The organism is Microlunatus aurantiacus (assembly GCF_039536605.1).
GTDB classification, from domain to species: Bacteria; Actinomycetota; Actinomycetes; order Propionibacteriales; family Propionibacteriaceae; genus Microlunatus; species Microlunatus aurantiacus.
In genome coordinates this window covers 217,399-235,933 of sequence record NZ_BAAAYX010000004.1, presented here as the reverse complement: position 1 = coordinate 235,933, position 18,535 = coordinate 217,399, and the positions used below count along the sequence as shown (strand labels likewise).

Genomic DNA, 18,535 nt, shown 5'->3' with positions numbered 1-18,535 from the left:
CCGCCCGATCGCCCCCGAAGTCTCCCGCCCGCGCATCCGGCCGCGCCGCCACGGCCGCCGGAGCTGATGCGGGCCACCACCCCGAGCGCCGCGACCAGTGGGTGCTCCCATGGGGCTTGACCTCCTCTGGGTGCTCGTCGGACTGATCCTCACCGTCGGCACCGGGTTCTTCGTCGCCTCCGAGTTCGCCCTGGTCAACCTGGACCGCAACGACCTCGAGAGCCGTCAGAAGCGGGGCGAGAACGGTCTCGGACTGACCATCAACGCCCTCAAGATCACCTCGACGCACCTGTCCGGGGCCCAGCTCGGCATCACCTTGACCACCCTGTTGACCGGGTACACGATGGAGCCGGCCATCAGCCGGTTGCTGTCGGGCCCGCTGACCGCGACCGGTCTCCCGGAGGCGAGCGTGCCCTGGATCGGCACGATCGTCGGCGTGGCCTTCGCCACCTTGTTGTCGATGGTCCTCGGTGAGCTGGTGCCGAAGAACTTCGCCCTCGCGCTGCCGTTGGCCACCGCCAAGGTGGTGGTCCCCTTCCAGACCTTCTTCACCACCGTCTTCCGGCCGCTGATCGCGCTGTTCAACAACACCGCCAACGCCGTGATCCGGGGCCTCGGGATCGAACCGAAGGAGGAGCTCTCCGGTGCCCGTTCGGCCGAGGAGCTGAGCTCACTGGTCCGTCGCTCCGCGATGGAGGGCCTGCTCGACCAAGATCACGCGACGCTGCTGAGCCGGACCCTGCGGTTCTCCGACCACTCCGCCGAGGACGTGATGACGCCGCGGGTCCGGATGACCAAGGTCCGCCACGACGACACGGCCAGCCAGATCGTCGCCCTCTCGCAGCACTCCGGCTTCTCCCGCTTCCCGGTCATCGGCGAGGACGCCGACGACATCCGCGGCGTGGTCCACGTCAAGCAGGCCTTCGCGCTGCCGGCCGCGGAGCGCGACGGCGCCCTCGCCGAGGCGCTGGCGGTGCAGCCGCTGTTCGTCCCCCGTTCGATGGGGGCGGACACGCTGCTCGGGCTGCTGCGACGCGGTGGGTTCCAGATCGCCATCGTCACCGACGAGTTCGGCGGCACCGACGGGCTGGTCACCCTGGAGGACCTGGTCGAGGAGCTCGTCGGCGATCTCCGCGACGAGCACGACCGGACCCGGACGGGCACCGTCCGCGACGGACGTGCGGTGATCTTCGACGCGTCGCTGCGACCGGACGAGCTGATCGAGCGGACCGGCATCAAGGTGCCGGCCGACGAGGAGTACGAGACGGTGGCGGGTTTCGTCACCGACGAGCTCGACCGCATCCCCGAGGTGGGGGACGAGGTCGAGGTCGACCACGGTGTGCTGCGGGTCGAGCGGGTGGACGGCAACCGGGTCGACCGGCTCCGCTTCACCCCGACCGTGGCCGAGCCGGGGGAGAGCGAGCACGACGTGATCATGGACGCGCTCCGGGGCGACGAGCAGAAGGAGGTGCACCATGGGTGAGTACGTCCCCGGGCTGATCGCCCTGTTCGTCCTGCTGGCCTTCAACGCCTTCTTCGTCGGAGCCGAGTTCTCCGTCATCTCGGCCCGGCGCTCCCAGATCGAGCCCCGCGCCGAAGCGGGGAGCAAGGCGGCGCAGACCTCTCTCTACGCCATGGAGCACGCCACCTTGATGCTGGCCACCAGCCAGCTCGGCATCACCATCTGCTCGCTGCTGATCTTGAACGTGTCCGAGCCGGCGATCCACCACCTGCTGGAGATCCCGCTGGGTCTGACCCCGCTGACCGCTGACGTGATCAGCGTGCTGGCCTTCGTGGTCGCCCTCATCCTGGTCACCTTCCTGCACGTGGTGTTCGGCGAGATGGTGCCGAAGAACCTGTCCTTCTCGGTGCCCGACCGTGCGGTCTTGATGCTGGCCCCGCCGCTGGTCTTCGTGTCGCGCGTGTTCCGACCGGTCATCTGGACGCTGAACGCCCTCGCCAACGCGGTGCTGCGGCTGTGCCGGGTCGAGCCCAAGGACGAGGCCACGAGCACGTACACGCTGGACGAGGTGGCCGGCATCGTCGAGCAGTCGACCCGGGAGGGTGTGCTGACCGACACCACCGGGGCGCTCAGCAACGCCTTCGAGTTCACGGCCAAGAAGGTGCACGACGTCGAGGTGCCGATGGACCAGATCGTGGCGCTGCCCCGGTCGGTCACCCCGAACCAGGTGCAGCTCGCCCTGGCCGAGAACGGCTTCTCCCGCTACATCCTGTGCGACGGGGAGGACGAGCCGGTCGGCTACGTCCACCTCAAGGACGTGATGGACCTGTCGACCGGACCGCAGGCCGACCAGCCCTTCTCGGCCAAGCGGGTTCGGCGGCTGGCCGCGGTGCTGCGGGACACCGACCTGGAGGACGGTCTGGCGTCCATGCGGCGCAACGGCTCGCACGTGGCGCGGTCGGTCGACCGGAACGGGCACGCCACGGGGATCCTGTTCCTGGAGGACATCATCGAGGAGCTCGTCGGACGGGTGGAGGACGCGGCCAGCTCCTCGTCCTGAGGCGGCTGCCGAGACCGTGCAGGACTGCCGCGACGTGGTCGACGGGTGATCGCCGGCCGGCCCCGCCTCACAGGTCGGTGCTGGTGCTGATGTTCTCCCAGGCGTCGATCAGGTCGAGTCGCGCGGCGTTCAGGCGGCGGTAGGTGGTGAGGGCGTCGGTGCCGTGGAGCAGGAACGCCGGCGTGTGCTCGCTCCGCACGGCGGCGATGATGGCCCGGGCCGCCTTGGCCGGATCGCCCGGCTGAGGCTGCCGCGCTCGAGCCGGGTGTCGTAGTCGATGCTGACCCCTGCCAGCAGCGCCACCTCCTCGCGCCGCAGACCGCCCGACGATGCCCACCCCCGCCGGCAAACCGGCCAGGGCCGGGGTGATCCGGGCCCGGCGCCTGACCAGGAGAACTCGCGGATCTCGCGGCGGTTGTCGGTCCCTCAGCAGATCGCGGAGAACCGGGGGGGGGTCCCGAGGGCGCAGGTGGCACTGGCCCGGGTGCTGCGGAACCCGGTCGTCACCGCCCCGATCGTCGGGGCGACCAAGCCCCACCACCTCTCCGACGCCGTGGGCGCCCGGGAGGTGCACCTGACCGAGGATGAGGTGGCGCTGCTGGAGGTGGGCTACGTGCCGCAGCTCCCGGCCGGGTTCTGACCCGGCGACCGGCCCCGGGTCCGCACCGGCGCCGGCGCTGGCCGGCCGTCAGCTCCTCGGCCCACCGCACCGGTCCACCGGCACCGCACGCTCATCCGTCCCGCGGCGGTCTCGGCGCCGGACCGCTGGACTCCCGGGGGATCAACGTGTGCAGCGAGCTGGTCTCGGGCTCCGGCGGCTCCTCGCCGCGGACCAGGGCGAGCAGTCGACGCATCGCCTGACCACCCTGACGCTCGAGGTCGATGGTGACCGTGGACAGCGCCGGAGTCGCGTAGCGGCCCAGCTCCTCGTCGTCCCAGCCGAACACGCTGACGTCGTCCGGCACCCGCCAGCCTCGGTGCAGACACCCCCGGACGGCCCCCATGGCGACCTTGTCGTTGGCGGCCACGATGGCTGTGACGTCGCTGTCGCCGGGCAGCTCCCGCACCGCCCGGTACGCGGTCTCGGCCCGCCAGTCGGCGTCGATCACCTGGCCGCGCAGCCCCAGCTCGGTCACCGTGTCGAGGAACGTCCGGCGGCGGTTGCGGGCGGAGGTGAAGGTGAGGTCGCCGGACAGGTGCAGCAGGCTGCGGTGGCCGAGTGCGGCCAGGTGCCGGACGACGTCCCCGCAGGCGCGCGCATCGGCGAGCGCACCGATCCCGCGCATGTTCTCGTCGTAGTCGCCGACCGTGACCACGGCGGTCGGGGAGTCGTCCCCGGGCTCCGGCCCCCAGGACGCCAGCGCCAGGATGCCCTCGAACTCGCCCGAGTCGGTCAGCTCGCGAGCCCGCTCGGAACGGGTGGCGGCGTCCCCCTCCAGGGCGACCAGGTCGACCACGAAGCCGGCCTCGTGCGCGACGGCTGCGGCGGCGGTGAGCAGGCGCAGCGGGAGGAACTGGATCGCCCCGGGCAACAGGAGGGCGAGGCGGCCGGTCTGGCGGGTGCGCATCGACCTGGCGATCCGGTTGGGTCGGTAGTTGAGCTCGGCGATGGCGGTCTCGACCCGCGCCAGGGTGGTCGGCTTCAGGCCGTCGCCGTGGTGCCGCAGGTAGCGGGAGACGGTCTGGTGCGAGACGCCGGCACGATCGGCGACCTCGTAGATGGTCGCCCGCTTGGTCGGCATCGATCCTCCGGAAAAGGTTTGCCCAGACTGTTGACACTCATAGTGATCGATAACTACGGTACTGGTCAAGAGAGAAAGTGATCGATCACTATTCCGGTCCACCCCGGCCGGAGCGAAGGACGTGTCACCCGTGAGCACCGAGACAGCCGCCCGTCGTCCCCTGCGGTTCGCCGTCGTGGGCTTGGACCACGCCCACGCCTTCGGTCAGACCGCGGGTCTGCTGGGTCAGGGGTGCGAGCTGGTCGGCCTCAGCTCCGACGACCCGGACGCCGCCGTGGCGCAGGCCGCCCGGACCCGCTGGCCCGAGGCGGTCTGGGTCGACGACGGCAGCGAGCTGCTGCGGGACCCGGAGATCGACCTGATCGTGACCGCGGCGGTCCCGGACCGACGCGGTCCGATCGCCGTCGAGGCGCTTCGCCAGGGCAAGGACGTCGTGGCCGACAAGCCGGGCTGCGTGACCGCCGACCAGCTCGACGAGATCGAACGTGCGGTGGCCGAGACCGGACGGTTCTGGTCGGTCACGTTCTCGGAGCGGTTCGAGGTGCGGTGCGCGGTCAGGGCCGGCGAGCTGGTCCGCTCTGGTCGGATCGGGAAGGTGGTGCAGACCCTGGGTCTGGGACCGCACCGGGAGGGCGACCGCGCCCACCTGGCCGGCGGCGCCGGTCGACCCGACTGGTTCTACGACCCCGCCCGCACCGGGGGCATCCTCGCCGACATCGCCAGTCACCAGATCGACCAGTTCCTGTGGTTCACCGGTTCCGACACCGCCGAGGTCGTGTCCAGCACGGTGGCCAACTACGCCCACCCGGAGTCGCCGGCGATGCAGGACTTCGGCGAGCTGACTCTGCGCAACGACCATGCCCACGGCTACGTGCGCGTCGACTGGTACACCCCTCAGGGTCTGCCCACCTGGGGTGACGGTCGGCTGGTGATCCTCGGCACCGAGGGCTACATCGAGCTCCGGAAGTACGTCGACATCGCCGGGCGGCCCGGCGGTGATCACCTGTTCGTGGTCGACGGCGCCGGCACCGAGCACGTGGACTGCTCCGACGTGGAGCTCTCCTACTACCCCGATCTCGTGCACGACGTCGTCCACCGGACCGAGACGGCCTGTCCGCAGGGGCACACGTTCGAGGTGATGCGGCTGGCCCTGCAGGCCCAGCGTGACGCCACCCGCAGCGGGTTCGCCCGATGACCGGGGCGACACCCGCCGGGGGTGATCGGCTGCGAGTCGGCATCGTCGGCTGCGGCGGCATCGGCAACTCCCACGCGCGGGCGTACGTGGCGCATCCACGGGTGGACCTGGTCGGCGTCGTCGACGAGATCCCCGAACGGGCTGAGCGTTACGCCGGGGAGTACGGCACGACGGCGTACGGGTCGATCGCCGAGCTGGTCGACCAGCAGCCGGACCTGGTCACGGTGGCCACCCAGCCGGGGCGTCACGTCGAACCGACGCTGGAGCTGCTGGGACGCCACTGCTCGGTGCTGCTGGAGAAGCCGCCGACCGCGAACCTGGCCGACCTGGACACCCTGATCGCCGCCGACAGCGCGAGCGCGGGGAACGTGTACGGCGTGTTCCAGCACCGGCACGGTTCCGGCGCCCGGCGGGCGCACGAGCTGATGACCGCGGGGGCCCTCGGGCGGCCGCTGGTGGCCGTGTGCGAGACGCTCTGGTACCGCCCCGACAGCTACTTCCTGCCGGACTGGCGCGGCAACTGGGCGGGCGAGGGCGGTGGTCCCACGCTCGGCCACGGGATCCATCAGATCGACCTGCTGCTGCACCTGCTCGGACCCTGGACCTCGGTCCAGGCGCAGTCGTCGCGACTGGCCCGGCCGATCGAGTTCGAGGACGTGTCCCTGGCCATGATCACCTTCACCAGTGGCGCGGTCGGCACCATCGTGACCAGCCTGCTGTCGCCGCGCGAGCTCAGCCGGATCCGGGTCGACACCACCGCCGGCACCCTCGAGGTGAACCACGTCTACGGCTACTCCGACGCGGACTGGTCGTGGACCCCCACCCCCGACGCGGCGTCCGCGGCGACGAACGGACGCGATCCGGGCGAGACCGTGCGGTCCGATGGCGCAGCGAACCGTGCGGACCCGTGGCGTGCCCACCCCGGCGCCGACGTGCCCAGCAACCACGCCGCGCAGATCAACCGGCTGGTCGACGACCTGCTGGCGGGTCGCGAGCACGAGACCACCCTCGCCGCCAGCCGCCCGACGATGGAGCTGGTCACCGCCCTCTACGCGTCGTCACTGACCGGCGAGCCCGTGCACCGACGTGACCTCGTCCCCGGCCATCCCCACTACACGCGGCTCGACGGCGGTCTCACCGCCGACGCCGTCACGGCACGCCTGGCCGGGTCCCGCGTCTGAGCCCCCCGCCCCACCCGTTCGAAGGTCCCTCCTCCCTGACCGAGAAAGGCAGTTGATCATGAACTCTCATCCCCGACCGCAGCGTGGCGGTCGTCCGCCGGCGCACCGACTGGTGCTCGCCCCCGTCATCGCGCTGGTCTGCGTGCTCGCGGCCGCCTGCGCGCCCGGCAGCGGCAACCAGGGGTCGGGCGACGGGGGTGTGACCCTGCGCGTGTCGACCTGGGGCAACGACTCCCGGCTGCGCCTCACCCAGGAGGCGGTGAAGGCCTTCAAGGCGGCCAACCCCGGGATCGAGGTGTCCGTGGAGAACAGCGAGTGGACCGCGTACTGGGACAAGCTGGCCACCTCGACCGCCGCCAACGACTCCCCGGACGTGGTGCAGATGGACGAGTCCTACATCGCCGCGTACGGCAGCCGTGGCGCCCTGGCCGACCTGGGCACCCTGGGCGACGACCTCGACCTGTCGGCGATGGACGCCAAGGTGCTCGACACCGGCAAGGTGGACGGCACCCAGGTCGGTGCCCCGATCGGGGTGGCCAACTTCTCCATCGCCGTGAACCCGAGCGTGCTGGACAAGGCCGGGGTGGCGATGCCGGACGACCGGACGTGGACCTGGGACGACCTGGCCGAGATCTCGGCGAAGGTGACCGACAAGCTCGGTGACGAAGGGATCTACGGCATCGACGGCTTCGGCGTCGGCGCCGCCGAGCTGGGGATCTGGGCGCGTCAGAAGGGCGAGGAGGTGTGGCCCACCGATGGTCCCGCCGCCAGCCAGGGGACGTTGCAGAGCTACTTCGAGTACGCCAACAAGCTGGTGGCCACCAAGGCGGCGCCTGCTGCGTCCCTGCAGGTCGAGAACGCCTCCGCCGCCCTCGACGCCTCGACCTTCGCCACCAACAAGTCCGCCTTCCACCTGTTGTTCCACACCCAGATCTCCGCCTTCGCCGCGGCCAGCGGCAACGAGCTGAAGCTGCTGCGGATCCCGGCGCAGGCGAGCGGGGAGTCGCCGAAGATGGTGAACAAGGCCTCGATGTACTGGTCGATCGCCGCCCGCTCCGAGCACCCGGCGGAGAGCGCGAAGCTGATCGACTTCCTGCTGACCAATCCCGCCGCCACCAAGGTTCTGACCACCGAGCGGGGCATCCCGGCGTTCCCCGCGGTGCAGGAGGAGATCGCCCCGCTGCTCGATCCGCAGGCCAAGGTCGCCCTCGACTTCTCCCGGGCCGTGACCCCGGAGCTGGTGCCGCCGCCGCAGGTGACACCGGCGAACGCCTCCGGGTTCAGCACCGAGTTCACCGCCACCGCCACCGAGGTGCTGTTCGGTCGGACGACCCCGGCCGAGGGTGCGACCAAGACGATGGAGATCATCGACTCGATGAAGTAGCCCGAACCGTGATCACCGGTCGGTGATCACCGGGTCCGGTTCGATCCTGGCGGCGATCTGCAGCGCGATCGTCGCCAGGACGACCACCACCGCCACCGTGGCCGGCCACCCCAGAGCGACCCAGGCGAGACCGGCCCCCCAGCCGATCACCGCGGAGCCGGTGTAGAGCGAGACGTTGTAGAGCGCGGTGGCCTGGGCCCGGCCCACTCGGGCGTGGTGCCCGACCCAGGCCGAGGCCACGGCGTGGACGACGAAGGCGCCGGCGGTCAGGATCAGCAGACCGGTGATCACGAGCGGCAACCGGTCGGTCAGCGTGAGCAGCGTGCCGGTGATCATGACCAGCAGACCGGTGACCAGGACCGGCCGCCGTCCGAAGCGCGGCACCCCGCGACCGACCAGCCGGGACGAGACGGTGCCGGCCCCGTAGGCGGCGAAGATCAGGGACGTGACCACCACCGGCAGACCGAAGCGCGGCCCTTCCAGCCGGAAGCCCAGGTAGTTGTAGACCGCCACCAGCCCGCCCATGACCAACAGCGGTTGGGCGTAGAGGGCGAGCAGGGTCCGGTCGGACAGGCAGCGGCGGACGTTCCGCCCCAGGGCAGGCCAGTCGGTCGCGCGCTGAGGCACGAAGGACCGGGCCGGCGGCATCAGCCGGAGGAAGACCAGCGCGGCACCCAGGCAGACCAGCGCCACCCCGGCCAGGGCGGGCCGCCACCCGACCGCCTCGGTCAGCGGTCCCGCTATCAGTCGGCCGCTGGCCCCGCCGATCGTGGTGCCGGAGATGTACGCCGCCGCGGCTGCGGCGGTGGAGCGCGGGTGCACCTCCTCGTGCAGGTAGGTCATGGCCAGCGCCGGCAGGCCGCCGAGGGCGAGGCCCTCGAGGAACCGGACGACCAGCAGCGACTCCGGGCCGGGGCTCAGGGCCACCAGCAGACCGGCGACGGCAGCGGTCGAGATGGCGATCTTCATCGCCCGCAACCGGCCGATCCGGTCGGCCAGCCAGGACCAGGGCAGCACCGAGAGGGCGACTCCCCACGTGGCCACGGACAGTGAGAGCGCGGCTTGCGCGGCACTGATCCGGAGGTCGACGGCCAGCGTGGGCAGCAGACCCTGCGGGGCGTAGAGCTGGGCGAAGGTGGCCACCCCGGCGGCACCGAGCCCGACCAGCATCCGACGGTAGGCGGGGGTCGATGCGAGGTAGCCGGCCCACGGCTGGGCCGTCTGCGAGGCGAGGGTCGCTGTGGTCACCCGGACGACGCTAGGAAGTAGTTAGGTAGAGCACAAATGCATGTGTGGCTCGCGTTTCATACTATTGGCGTATGGATATGGGTGACCTGCAGCGCGTCCTCCGTCTGCTCCCGGTGTTCGTCGTGGTGGCCGAGACCGAGCAGGTGACCGTCGCCGCCTCGATCCTGCGGATGCCCCAGCCCACGGTGAGCCGCGCGCTCGGCACGCTGGCCGACCTGATCGGCACGCCCCTGGTCGAGCGGCACGGTCGGGGGATCGTGCTGACCGGGGCGGGACGTGAGCTGCTGCCGTACGCCCGGGCGGGGCTCGACGCCGTGGCGGCCGGGGTGGCGGCCGTAGCCCGGGACGGGGTGGTCGGGCAGGGCGAGGTGGCCATCGCCTTCCAGACGGTGCTGGGGGAGACCGTCGTCCCGGCCCTCATCCGGCGTTTCCGGGAGCGGTATCCAGGGGTCCGGTTCGCTCTGACCCAGGGATCGCGCCGACGGTGCCTGGACGACCTCGAGCGCGGCACGTCGGCCGTCGCGCTGGTGTCCTCGCCGACCGGCGCGGAGGGCGAGGTGATCGAGCTCTACGAGGAGCCGATGGTCCTGGTGGTGCCCCGCGGGCACCACCTGGCCTCGGCCCCGCGGGTCACGCTGACCGAGCTGGCGGGAGAGGACCTGATCGTGCTGAAGAGCGGCTACGGCTTGCGGGACCTGATCGAGACGCTGTTCGCCGACTCAGGACTGGAGCCGCGGATCTCGTTCGAGGCCGACGACGCCCACACCGCCCGTGGTCTGGTGTCCGCCGGGTTGGGTGTGACGGTCGTGCCGTCGTACGTGCCGGACGGTGACACGGTCCAGGTCAGGATCGACCACCCCGGGGCGCGTCGCACCATCGGCGCGGTGGCGCGGCGCGGCGTCGTGGTCCCTGCCGTGACAGCGTTCCTGGACTTCCTCCGCAGTGGCGGACCGGTGATCGCCGCCGGTGCCCTCGGTCCGTACGCCCGTCCCGCCTCGAACGACCGGGTCGGTCTCAGCCCCGAGCGCTGACGAACCCGTACGCCTGGTCCGCGCGCGTGGACGCGGCACCGTCGAAGGGCACCAGCACCCACTCGCGCATCGGTCGCTGACCCGGTTTGGCCAGCGGCGCGCCCAGACCGGTCCTGATCAGCCGGTCCACCTCGGCCGCCGGCAGCTTGATCATCAGGCGGCCGCGGTGCGTGCAGGCGAACACCTGTCCGTCGGTCCGCAGCCCGTCGGCACCGAAGCCGCGGCGGGTCCCGTCGGGCAGCTCGACGTCGCCGTGGCCGGCGAACTGCTCCACCAGGCGGGCGTAGCCGGCGACCGGATCCGGCGACCAGCCCGGATCGCGTCCGAAGGCGCCGACCAGCCGGTCCACGGCCGAGGCGGTCGGGTCCACCGGCACGGGGGCGGCGAAGGGCCGACGCTCGCCCAGGGCCTGGGCTCCGACGGCGGCGAGCAGGTGGCGGGCGGGTTCCTCCAGGGCGGCAGCGACCGGTGCCAGGTCGAGGGTCGGTGCCCCGGCCGCCTTGGCCAGGTCCCAGCCGTGCAGGACGTGCTCCACCGAGCGCAGCATGATCACCTGGTCACCGCGGAGTCGACCCGCCGGCACCTGGAACTCCCGGGCGGTGATCTCGGTGTCGTCGAAGACATCGGCCAGACGTGAGCTCCACGTCCGGTAGTCGGCGGGGGACGGCACCGGCTCCGCGAGGGCGCCGGCTGCCCGCGGGGAGGACGGCGGACTCATGGTCCCGGTCAGCAGACCGACGAACAGCCGGTCACCGGAGACCAGGTGATCCAGCAGCAGCCCGTAGGTCCAGGACGAACAGGGGGTCTCGGTGTCCGGGTCGGTCCCGGCGTCGACGACGGCGGTCACCGCCGTGACGGCGGAGCGGAAGAGGTCCCGAGGATCCGGCATACTTGAGAATTTAAAGTAGGTACGTGAGAGCGTCAACAGGTGTGAGGGAGGGCGGTCGGATGTCACGGTCGTACGGACAGCTGTGCGGGTTGGCCTTCGCCCTGGACCTGATCGGCGACCGCTGGAGTCTGCTGATCGTCCGGGAGCTGCTCGTCCGCCCGGAGGGGGCTCGCTACACCGATCTGCGGGACGGTCTCCCCGGTATCGCCACCAACCTGCTGGCCGACCGGCTACGGGAGCTGGAGTCCACCGGGATGATCCGCCGCGAGCCGCCCCGGCCGCCGGTCGCCACCCAGCTGTTCCGGCTCACGGCGCTTGGGGAGAGCCTCCGGACGGCCGTCGAGGCGCTGGCCGTCTGGGGTGGGGAGCAGGTGCCCGCGGCGCGCGCGGACGCGGAGTTCCGGAGCCGCTGGCTGATCATCCCGATCGAGGCCCTGCTGCGCGACGGCGCCCCGGGGGAGCCGACCGTGATCATGGAGCTGGTCACCGGGGACGAGCCGGTGGTCGTCGAGATCGGCGCGGGCGAGGTCCGTGCGCGGACGGCGTCGGGTCGGGACGGCGACGTCGGCGCGCCGGACCTCGTGCTCTCGGGGCCACCCAAGGCGATCCTCGGCGTGCTGTCGGGCAAGGTGCCGTGGGCTGCAGCGACGCGGGCAGGCGTCCGGTCCGCAGGGGATCGCGGCGTGCTGGTCCGGGTGGGTCTGGTCGAGGACTGACACCGGAGGTCAGACGGCGAGGGCGAGCTCGCCCCGGACGATGCTCCGGCCGGAGTGCTCGGTCTCGCTGACCTCCTGCTGGGAGATGTCGACGATCGCGTACTGCGCGAGGTCGATCGACCGGTCGACGGTCCAGACCCCGTACGCCCCGTCGAGGATGCCGAGGGGCTGCTTCCGCGCCGGGTCGTCGCGGTGGACGAGCCAGGCGTGCCGGAGCCCGGAGGTCGGCAGCTCGGCGTCCAGAGCGACCTGCAGGATCCGCCGGCCGAGCTCGTCGGTGGCGATGACCGCCTCACCGGACAGCACGGACCCGGTGCCCGGCGCCGACGCCAGCGTCGCGTGCGCCACCAGCGCCGCCGAGCCGCGGGCCGGCCCGCTGAGGGCCGCCGCGACGGCGTCCATGAGCGACGGGCGGGACAGGTCCGGGGACGCCACCGAGGGGGCGGGAGCGTCGACGGTCAGGCCGGGGGAGCCTGTGTCGGGTTTGTCGGTGACGCCGGCCAGCGCCAGCTCCTCCTGGATCCGGGCCCACACGTGCGGGCCCGGGGTGCTCAGCTCCTCGGTGGCCCCGAACGTGCGGGCCAGCGTCACCAGCTGGTGCAGCTCGGCGATCTCCCCGGCGCAGGTGGGGCAGGTCTGGACGTGCGCGCGGTCCGCGGCAGTGCCGACCTCCTCGCCCAGCGCGAGCAGGCTCATCAGCTCGGGATCAACGTGCATCGTGCAGCACCGCCAGTCGTTTCTGCAGCTCGAGGAGGCCACCGCTGAGGTGGGACCTGACCAGACCACCCGGCAGCTTCAGCCGCTCGGCGATCTGCGTGTGCGTGAGTCCCTCGGCGAGAGCCAACCGGATCGCCTGGTGCGGGCCGTCGCTCGAACGAGACATCTCGTCCGCGACCACCAGCCGATCGGCGAGGTCGGCGGGGTCGATCGTCTCCCGCTTCCGCGTCGCTGTGCCGTCCGGCACTCCGACGAGGCCCGTTTCGCTGTGAGCCTCCCGCGTCCGGTCGAGCTCGGCACGCAGGATCCCGATCAGCCACGCCGGCAGCGAGGTCTGCGCGGTGGCGAAGCCGTCCCGGGCGGACCAGGCCCGGGTGAACACGCGTTGGGTCACGTCCTCGGCCGCACCGACGTCGTTCAGCGAACGGAGTGCCACGCTGTAGACCAACGAGGACCACTGTCGGTAGACCGCGGTCAGCGCCGCCCGGTCACCGGCCACGAAGGCCGCGCTGGTCGGAGGGGCCTCGATGGTCGGAGAGGTGTCGACGGGACGGGGGGCTTCGACGGTCGCGGGTGCGTCGTCCTCGCTCGGTGTCGCCACCCGCACCCCCTCAGCCCTCGACAGCATCATCGTGATCCTAGTCGTCGTACGTGAGTCCTCCGGCTGGCTGGCTGACCGGCCACACGGTTCCGGCCCGGCAGATGAGAACGCTGCTTCCGGCTGGTCCCATCCTTCGACACCGTGGAAAGGACACCGTCATGTCGGAGCTTCTCGTCGACTTCATCACCTCTCTGGACGGCTGCGCGTCGGGACAGGGCTGGCCCGGATTCTGGGGTCTCGAGGGTCCCGAGTACCTCGCCTGGCTCGGCGAGCAGCCCGAGGTCACCTATCTGATGGGCGCGAACACCTACCGGCTGATGTCGGGCTTCGCCGCCGGCGAGGTGCCGGGTGGCCAGGGTGAGGTCAGGGCCGAGGAAGAGTCGTCCGTCGACGGGCTCACGCGAGCAGCCAAGGTGGTGTTCTCCAGGTCCCTCGACGAGCCGCTGACGTGGGCCAACTCGGTGCTCGTCCGCGACGACGCCGCCCACGTCGTCCGCGGCCTCAAGGCGAACGGAGCGGGGCTCCTGAGCACGATCGGCAGCCTCAGACTGTGTCGGTCCCTGCTGCGGGCGGGACTCGTCGACCGCTTCCGGGTCGTGATCTTCCCGGTGATCACCGGGGCCACGGGCGACGAGCGCATCTACGACGGCTATCCCGACGTCGCGCTCGAGATGACCGAGCACCGCACGTTCGACGGCCGCATCCAGCTGGTCGAGTACAAGCCGCGCGTCCTCGAGCACCCGCCCCTCGGCGACCCGTCGTGAGGTCGGATCGGCCGGGCTCGGATCGGATCGGGCGTCCCGGCAGCTCCGCCCGCTGATCCCGGCGCGAACGCCCTCCGGCCGGCGGCCGGCGGAGTGTCCGAACCGCGTCCTACAGTGCCGGACATGACGGAGACCGGAACGGACTGGCGACTGCTGGACGGCGTGCTGACGGGCTGGTTCGAGGCGCTGTCGCTGGCCGAGGGGGCCGCGCTGGCCGGACACGTGGTGGACCTGTCCGCCGACAACCTCGTCGATCTGCGGGCGACGGGTCTGCGGGTGCGTCTGGCCTCCGCTGACCAGGCCGAGGCGGTGTCGGCGTACGCCCGGGACCTGGGGCTGACGGCGGACCCGTCCGCCCTGCAGCAGGTGGGCGTGGTCCTCGACGCCGTGGACGCCGCCGCGGTGCGAGGGTTCTGGCAGCGCGTGCTCGCCTACGCGCCGACCGACGACGGCGGGTTGACCGATCCGTCGCGCCGTGACCCGGCCCTGCGGATCCGGTCCTCGACCGATCCGCGCCCCCTGCGGAACCGTCTCCATCTCGACGTGGGTCGACCGGCCGCTGCCGTCCAGCGGGCGGACCTGGGTTCGGCGACCGGACCGTACGGTGTCTGCCACGCCGATCCCGAGGGCAACGAGGTGGATCTCGTGCCGGGCGGTGCGCTCGCCGAGACGGCCGAGACAGCGGATTGGCAGGCGCTGTTCAGCGCCGTGGCGTGCTACCGCGTGTCCTCCGCCACCCAGCAGCGCGAGCTGGTCACCGCCGCCGCGGGGCTGGCCGCCGCCGCGGGCTTCCCGCTGCTGATCGACCTGCGCCCGGGGCTGGTGATCATCGACAGCGGCAAGGACCAGTGGGAGGCCGACGCCCACGGGCTGGAGGTCGACTTCGCCCAGCTCGCCGGACGGGTGCAGTCCGCGGCCCGCGAGCAGGGGGCGACGGCGGACCCGGGTCTGCCGCGCTTCGTCCAGCTGTTCTTCGACGCCGCCGATGTCGCTGCGGTCCGCGCCTTCTGGCTGACCGCCCTCGGCTACACCGAGGACCGCCGAGCCGGCGCCACCGACATCTACGATCCGCGACGGCTGAACCCGGTGATCGTGTTCCAGGAGCTCGACGCCTCCGACGCCGAACGACGTCGACAGCGCAACCGGAGTCACGTCGAGGTCGCCGTGCCGGCGGAGGTGGCCCCCGCGCGTCTCGCCACGATCCTCGCGGCCGGTGGCACCGTCCTCGACGAGTCGGCGAACCGCTGGCGGGTGGCCGATCCGGAGGGCAACGAGCTGGTGATCGTCGGCGGGGCGTGACTGACGCGTCCCCTCCGGAGGGTGGGGAGCCCGCGACTAGCGTGGTGTCACCCGGCCGGGACCTCTCTCGTCGCTCGGCCGTTCACGAAAGGACCACCATGACCATCATCGTCGTCGGAGCCGGCCTGGCCGGTGGGACCGCCGTCACCGAGCTCCGTGACCGGGGCTACGACGGGCGCCTGATCCTGATCGGGTCGGAGTCCCACCCGCCGTACGAGCGGCCGCCGCTGTCCAAGGGCTATCTGCTCGGCAACGACCCGATCGAGGACGCCCTCGTGCACGAGGAGAGGTGGTACGCCGAGCACGACGTCGACTTCCGTCCGTCCACGACGGTCACCGGCCTCGATCCGGCCGCCCACCGGGTGACCGCCGGCGGCGAGACGCTCGGCTACGACAAGCTCCTGCTCGCCACCGGTTCGACCCCTCGGACGTTCCGACTGGCCGAGGAGGCGGGGACGCCGACCGCGTACCTGCGCACCATCGAGGACAGTGACCGGCTCAAGGTGGCCTTCGCCGCAGGCGCGAAGATCGTCGTGGTGGGGGCCGGCTGGATCGGCCTGGAGGTGACCGCGGCAGCCCGGGGGGCCGGCTGCGAGGTCACCGTGTTCGAGCAGGCGGAGCTGCCGCTGGTCGGGGTGCTGGGCCCCGAGATCGCCCAGGTGTTCGCCGACCTCCACCGGGCCCATGGTGTCGATCTGCGGCTCGGCACCCCGGTCACCGCGGACGACCTGGCCGCCGCCGACCTGGTGGTGGTCGGCATCGGTGTCGCGCCGAACACCGAGCTCGCCGAGACCGCGGGGCTGCAGGTCGACGACGGGGTCCTGGTCGACGCGCAGCTGCGCACCTCCGACCCCGACGTGTACGCCGTCGGCGACATCGCGAACCATGATCATCCGACGCTCGGCCGCCGGGTCCGGGTCGAGCACTGGGAGACCGCCATCGAGCAGGCCAAGACGGCCGCCCACAACCTGGCCGGCGCGGCGGAGCCGTACGAGCGGCTGCCGTACTTCTTCACCGACCAGTACGACTTGGGCATGGAGTACGTGGGCAGCGTCGGTCCGGACGGTTACGACCGGGTGGACGTCGACGGCGACCTGAGCAGCGTGGTGACTGACCAGGGCTCGTTCCGGGCGTTCTGGGTCAAGGACGGCACGGTGGTCGCGGCCCTGCACGTCAACGACTGGGACGCCTCCGAGGTCATCCGGGAGAGCATCGGCACCCGCCGCTGACGGTCGCCCGGGCAGGTCAGTCGTCGAACCGGAGCAGCACCTTCGAGGACCGGGATGCGTCTGCGGCCACGGTGAACGCCTCGAGCGCGTCGATCAGCCGGTACTCGTGGGTGAGCACGGGGTCGACGACCAGGCTGCCGTCGGCCAGGGCCGAGATCACCTGGTCGATCTCGTCGTTGAACCGGAACGAGCCGACCAGCTCCAGCTCGCGGGTGATCGCCAGCGACATCGGCAGGGGCTGGTCGCCGCTCGGCAGCAACCCGACCATCACGACGCGGCCGCCCCGGGCCGTGCCGCGCACCGCACTGGCCAGTCCGCGCGGACTGCCGCTGGAGTCGATGGCCACATCCGCCTGCACGGCGGCGATCGCGTCGATGTCGGTCGCCGGCAGGGTGCGGGTCGCGCCCAGCGTCCGCGCCACAGCCAGTGGATGATCATGGAGGTCGACGGCGACGATCTCCGCGGCTCCGGCCCGCTTCAGCACCGCCACGACCAGAGCCCCGATCGGACCGGCCCCGACCACCAGGACCGTCCTGCCGATCACGTCACCGGCCCGACCCACACCGTGCCAGGCGACCGCCGCTGGCTCGGCGACCGCCGCCGTCCGCAGTCCCAGTGAATCGGGGAGCACGCGCAGCATCCGGGAGGGCAGCGTGGCGTGGCGCGCGAAGGCTCCGTCGGTGTGCGGGAACCGGGCCGCGGAGCCGAGATAGGTGCAACCCGGTGACAGGTTCGGCCGGTCCGGGGGATAGCGGGTGACCCCGTCGCCGGCCGGGGAGGCGGGGTGCACGGCGACCCGGGCGCCGACGCTCGGGCCGGTGCCGTCGGCGGCGGCCACGGCCACCGTGCCGACGACCTCGTGCCCCAGCACCATCGGCTCCCGCAGGATCGACTCGCCGGCCGCGCCGTGCGTCCAGTAGTGCAGATCGGAGCCGCAGATGCCCCCGTACACGATCTGCACCACGGTGTCCGCCGGGCCGGGCGGGCGCACCGGTACGGGCTCGATCCGGAGGTCACCGGCCGCGTGGACGACGACGGCGGGTGAGCGGGCGGGCACGCGCATCACACCACCGCCGTCATGCCGCCGTCGACGTAGATCGTCTGCCCGTTGACGTAGTCGGAGGCGCTCGACGCCAGGAACACCAGGGCCCCGACCAGCTCGTGCACCTGGCCCCAGCGCCCGGCCGGGGTGCGCTGGGCGACCCAGGCGCTGAAGTCGGCGTCCTCGACCAGCACCCGGGTCAGCTCGGTGGCGAAGTAGCCGGGAGCGAGGGCGTTGGTCTGGATGCCGTGCGGGCCGAGGTCGGCGCACATGCCCTGGGTGAGCATCACCACACCGCCCTTGGTCGCGCTGTACGGCGTGATGTTCGGCCGGGCCAGACGACTCTGGACCGACCCGACGTTGATGATCTTGCCGCTGCCTCGGGTGACCATCCCCCGCGCGACCCGCTGACCCACCAGGAAGGCGCTGGTGAGGTTGGTGGCGACGAGGTCGTGCCAGTCGGCGGTCGCGAACTCGGTGAACGGCGCGCGCCGCTGGATGCCGGCGTTGTTCACGCAGATGTCGGGCGTGCCCCAGGCCCGCTCGATCCGGCCGATGCCCGCGTCCACCGCCTCGGCGTCGGTGACGTCGAAGGTCTCGACCAGGACCTCGCCACCGGTGATCTCCCGCAGCCTGCCGGCCGACGCCTGGGCGGCGTCGGGGTCGCGCCCGTGGACCACGACCCGGGCTCCGGCCTCCAGCAGACCCTGGGCGAGAGCCGAGCCGATGCCGCGGCTGGAGCCGGTGACCAGCGCCGTCCGGCCGGTCAGATCGAACAGGCTCATCGGGGTGCTCCCTCTCGCTGGTCGACCCGACGATGCGGTCCGGTCGTCGACCCGGGATCCGTCGGCTGGGCGCTTTCACCCGGGCGCTGGCACGACAGCGTAGTGAATTCTGGCGATCGACCCGGACAACACCCGGACAGCCGTCCGACGATGCGTTCCGACCCCTTCGCAAGCCGTACCAATCATCCCT

The 18,535-nt window shown here is 71.9% G+C and carries 19 protein-coding genes; 11 read left to right on the top strand and 8 right to left on the bottom strand.

What is annotated here, in order from left to right:
* The first annotated feature begins 109 nt into the window (after nucleotides 1-109).
* Together ABD714_RS08855 and ABD714_RS08850 are read left to right on the top strand one after the other, a co-directional pair.
* Nucleotides 110-1,483, top strand: coding sequence for a hemolysin family protein (locus ABD714_RS08855; RefSeq protein ID WP_344811954.1), 1,374 nt, complete (start codon nucleotides 110-112; stop codon nucleotides 1,481-1,483).
* Complete coding sequence (locus ABD714_RS08850) at nucleotides 1,476-2,522, top strand: hemolysin family protein (RefSeq protein WP_344811953.1); 1,047 nt, start codon at nucleotides 1,476-1,478, stop codon at nucleotides 2,520-2,522. The genes ABD714_RS08855 and ABD714_RS08850 overlap by 8 nt, the downstream gene beginning before the upstream one ends.
* A 67-nt stretch (nucleotides 2,523-2,589) precedes the next feature.
* Here the strand turns inward: ABD714_RS08850 and ABD714_RS08845 are convergent, their stop codons facing one another.
* Nucleotides 2,590-2,721 carry a hypothetical protein gene (locus ABD714_RS08845; protein ID WP_344811952.1) on the bottom strand — a complete coding sequence of 44 codons (132 nt, stop codon included), beginning with the start codon at nucleotides 2,719-2,721 and terminating at the stop codon, nucleotides 2,590-2,592.
* Between the two features lie 78 nt (nucleotides 2,722-2,799).
* On the opposite strand from ABD714_RS08845, the gene ABD714_RS08840 reads away from it, so the two are divergent.
* Nucleotides 2,800-3,162 carry an aldo/keto reductase gene (locus ABD714_RS08840; protein ID WP_344811951.1) on the top strand — a complete coding sequence of 121 codons (363 nt, stop codon included), beginning with the start codon at nucleotides 2,800-2,802 and terminating at the stop codon, nucleotides 3,160-3,162.
* Between the two features lie 91 nt (nucleotides 3,163-3,253).
* Here the strand turns inward: ABD714_RS08840 and ABD714_RS08835 are convergent, their stop codons facing one another.
* Nucleotides 3,254-4,264: a LacI family DNA-binding transcriptional regulator gene (locus tag ABD714_RS08835; RefSeq protein WP_344811950.1), complete on the bottom strand. Its 1,011-nt coding sequence runs from the start codon at nucleotides 4,262-4,264 to the stop codon at nucleotides 3,254-3,256.
* A 130-nt stretch (nucleotides 4,265-4,394) separates the two neighbouring features.
* Here ABD714_RS08835 and ABD714_RS08830 point away from each other — a divergent pair, with 130 nt between their 5' ends.
* Genes ABD714_RS08830 through ABD714_RS08820 form a run of 3 tightly spaced genes read left to right on the top strand, consistent with a single transcriptional unit; the run spans nucleotide 4,395 to nucleotide 8,024 of the window.
* Nucleotides 4,395-5,459 carry a Gfo/Idh/MocA family protein gene (locus ABD714_RS08830; protein ID WP_344811949.1) on the top strand — a complete coding sequence of 355 codons (1,065 nt, stop codon included), beginning with the start codon at nucleotides 4,395-4,397 and terminating at the stop codon, nucleotides 5,457-5,459.
* Entirely contained in the window at nucleotides 5,456-6,640 is a 1,185-nt protein-coding gene (locus ABD714_RS08825) for a Gfo/Idh/MocA family protein (protein WP_344811948.1), read from the top strand. Before ABD714_RS08830 ends, ABD714_RS08825 begins: the two co-directional genes overlap by 4 nt.
* Before the next feature lie 58 nt (nucleotides 6,641-6,698).
* On the top strand, nucleotides 6,699-8,024 hold the full coding sequence (locus tag ABD714_RS08820) for an ABC transporter substrate-binding protein (RefSeq protein WP_344811947.1): 1,326 nt from the start codon (nucleotides 6,699-6,701) through the stop codon (nucleotides 8,022-8,024).
* Between the two features lie 12 nt (nucleotides 8,025-8,036).
* Here the strand turns inward: ABD714_RS08820 and ABD714_RS08815 are convergent, their stop codons facing one another.
* The gene (locus ABD714_RS08815; RefSeq protein WP_344811946.1) at nucleotides 8,037-9,272 is read right to left on the bottom strand and encodes an MFS transporter; all 1,236 of its coding nucleotides are present in this window, start codon (nucleotides 9,270-9,272) and stop codon (nucleotides 8,037-8,039) included.
* 71 nt (nucleotides 9,273-9,343) lie between these two features.
* Between ABD714_RS08815 and ABD714_RS08810 the strand changes: the two genes are divergently transcribed.
* The gene (locus ABD714_RS08810; protein ID WP_344811945.1) at nucleotides 9,344-10,303 is read left to right on the top strand and encodes a LysR family transcriptional regulator; all 960 of its coding nucleotides are present in this window, start codon (nucleotides 9,344-9,346) and stop codon (nucleotides 10,301-10,303) included.
* Here ABD714_RS08810 and ABD714_RS08805 read toward each other — a convergent pair.
* Nucleotides 10,287-11,192 carry a maleylpyruvate isomerase N-terminal domain-containing protein gene (locus ABD714_RS08805; RefSeq protein ID WP_344811944.1) on the bottom strand — a complete coding sequence of 302 codons (906 nt, stop codon included), beginning with the start codon at nucleotides 11,190-11,192 and terminating at the stop codon, nucleotides 10,287-10,289. The two genes, ABD714_RS08810 and ABD714_RS08805, sit on opposite strands and share 17 nt — an antisense overlap.
* A gap of 59 nt (nucleotides 11,193-11,251) precedes the next feature.
* Between ABD714_RS08805 and ABD714_RS08800 the strand changes: the two genes are divergently transcribed.
* Nucleotides 11,252-11,908, top strand: a complete 657-nt coding sequence (locus tag ABD714_RS08800; RefSeq protein ID WP_344811943.1) for a winged helix-turn-helix transcriptional regulator — start codon at nucleotides 11,252-11,254, stop codon at nucleotides 11,906-11,908.
* Nucleotides 11,909-11,917: 9 nt separating this feature from the next.
* Here ABD714_RS08800 and ABD714_RS08795 read toward each other — a convergent pair whose 3' ends face one another.
* Together ABD714_RS08795 and ABD714_RS08790 are read right to left on the bottom strand one after the other, a co-directional pair.
* On the bottom strand, nucleotides 11,918-12,625 hold the full coding sequence (locus tag ABD714_RS08795) for a hypothetical protein (protein ID WP_344811942.1): 708 nt from the start codon (nucleotides 12,623-12,625) through the stop codon (nucleotides 11,918-11,920).
* Entirely contained in the window at nucleotides 12,615-13,226 is a 612-nt protein-coding gene (locus tag ABD714_RS08790) for an RNA polymerase sigma factor (RefSeq protein WP_344811941.1), read from the bottom strand. The genes ABD714_RS08795 and ABD714_RS08790 overlap by 11 nt, the downstream gene beginning before the upstream one ends.
* Nucleotides 13,227-13,384: 158 nt before the next feature.
* On the opposite strand from ABD714_RS08790, the gene ABD714_RS08785 reads away from it, so the two are divergent.
* The 3 genes from ABD714_RS08785 to ABD714_RS08775 all read left to right on the top strand — a co-directional run bounded on the left by ABD714_RS08785 (nucleotide 13,385) and on the right by ABD714_RS08775 (nucleotide 16,518).
* Nucleotides 13,385-13,990, top strand: coding sequence for a dihydrofolate reductase family protein (locus ABD714_RS08785; protein ID WP_344811940.1), 606 nt, complete (start codon nucleotides 13,385-13,387; stop codon nucleotides 13,988-13,990).
* A gap of 123 nt (nucleotides 13,991-14,113) precedes the next feature.
* Entirely contained in the window at nucleotides 14,114-15,289 is a 1,176-nt protein-coding gene (locus tag ABD714_RS08780; RefSeq protein WP_344811939.1) for a VOC family protein, read from the top strand.
* 98 nt (nucleotides 15,290-15,387) lie between these two features.
* A complete protein-coding gene (locus tag ABD714_RS08775) occupies nucleotides 15,388-16,518 on the top strand; it encodes an NAD(P)/FAD-dependent oxidoreductase (RefSeq protein WP_344811938.1) in 1,131 nt (376 codons plus the stop codon).
* 16 nt (nucleotides 16,519-16,534) lie between these two features.
* Here ABD714_RS08775 and ABD714_RS08770 read toward each other — a convergent pair whose 3' ends face one another.
* Both ABD714_RS08770 and ABD714_RS08765 read right to left on the bottom strand, forming a co-directional pair.
* Entirely contained in the window at nucleotides 16,535-17,581 is a 1,047-nt protein-coding gene (locus ABD714_RS08770) for an L-idonate 5-dehydrogenase (RefSeq protein ID WP_344811937.1), read from the bottom strand.
* On the bottom strand, nucleotides 17,581-18,345 hold the full coding sequence (locus ABD714_RS08765) for an SDR family oxidoreductase (protein WP_344811936.1): 765 nt from the start codon (nucleotides 18,343-18,345) through the stop codon (nucleotides 17,581-17,583). Before ABD714_RS08765 ends, ABD714_RS08770 begins: the two co-directional genes overlap by 1 nt.
* Nucleotides 18,346-18,535: the final 190 nt, after the last annotated feature.

Coding starts and splice junctions, on each gene's coding strand:
- ABD714_RS08855 (WP_344811954.1), top strand. CDS start 110: ATGGGGCTTGACCTCCTCTGGGTGCTCGTCGGACTGATCCTCACCGTC.
- ABD714_RS08850 (WP_344811953.1), top strand. CDS start 1,476: ATGGGTGAGTACGTCCCCGGGCTGATCGCCCTGTTCGTCCTGCTGGCC.
- ABD714_RS08840 (WP_344811951.1), top strand. CDS start 2,800: ATGCTGACCCCTGCCAGCAGCGCCACCTCCTCGCGCCGCAGACCGCCC.
- ABD714_RS08835 (WP_344811950.1), bottom strand. CDS start 4,264: ATGCCGACCAAGCGGGCGACCATCTACGAGGTCGCCGATCGTGCCGGC.
- ABD714_RS08825 (WP_344811948.1), top strand. CDS start 5,456: ATGACCGGGGCGACACCCGCCGGGGGTGATCGGCTGCGAGTCGGCATC.
- ABD714_RS08820 (WP_344811947.1), top strand. CDS start 6,699: ATGAACTCTCATCCCCGACCGCAGCGTGGCGGTCGTCCGCCGGCGCAC.
- ABD714_RS08810 (WP_344811945.1), top strand. CDS start 9,344: ATGGATATGGGTGACCTGCAGCGCGTCCTCCGTCTGCTCCCGGTGTTC.
- ABD714_RS08805 (WP_344811944.1), bottom strand. CDS start 11,192: ATGCCGGATCCTCGGGACCTCTTCCGCTCCGCCGTCACGGCGGTGACC.
- ABD714_RS08800 (WP_344811943.1), top strand. CDS start 11,252: ATGTCACGGTCGTACGGACAGCTGTGCGGGTTGGCCTTCGCCCTGGAC.
- ABD714_RS08795 (WP_344811942.1), bottom strand. CDS start 12,625: ATGCACGTTGATCCCGAGCTGATGAGCCTGCTCGCGCTGGGCGAGGAG.
- ABD714_RS08785 (WP_344811940.1), top strand. CDS start 13,385: ATGTCGGAGCTTCTCGTCGACTTCATCACCTCTCTGGACGGCTGCGCG.
- ABD714_RS08780 (WP_344811939.1), top strand. CDS start 14,114: ATGACGGAGACCGGAACGGACTGGCGACTGCTGGACGGCGTGCTGACG.
- ABD714_RS08775 (WP_344811938.1), top strand. CDS start 15,388: ATGACCATCATCGTCGTCGGAGCCGGCCTGGCCGGTGGGACCGCCGTC.
- ABD714_RS08770 (WP_344811937.1), bottom strand. CDS start 17,581: ATGCGCGTGCCCGCCCGCTCACCCGCCGTCGTCGTCCACGCGGCCGGT.
- ABD714_RS08765 (WP_344811936.1), bottom strand. CDS start 18,345: ATGAGCCTGTTCGATCTGACCGGCCGGACGGCGCTGGTCACCGGCTCC.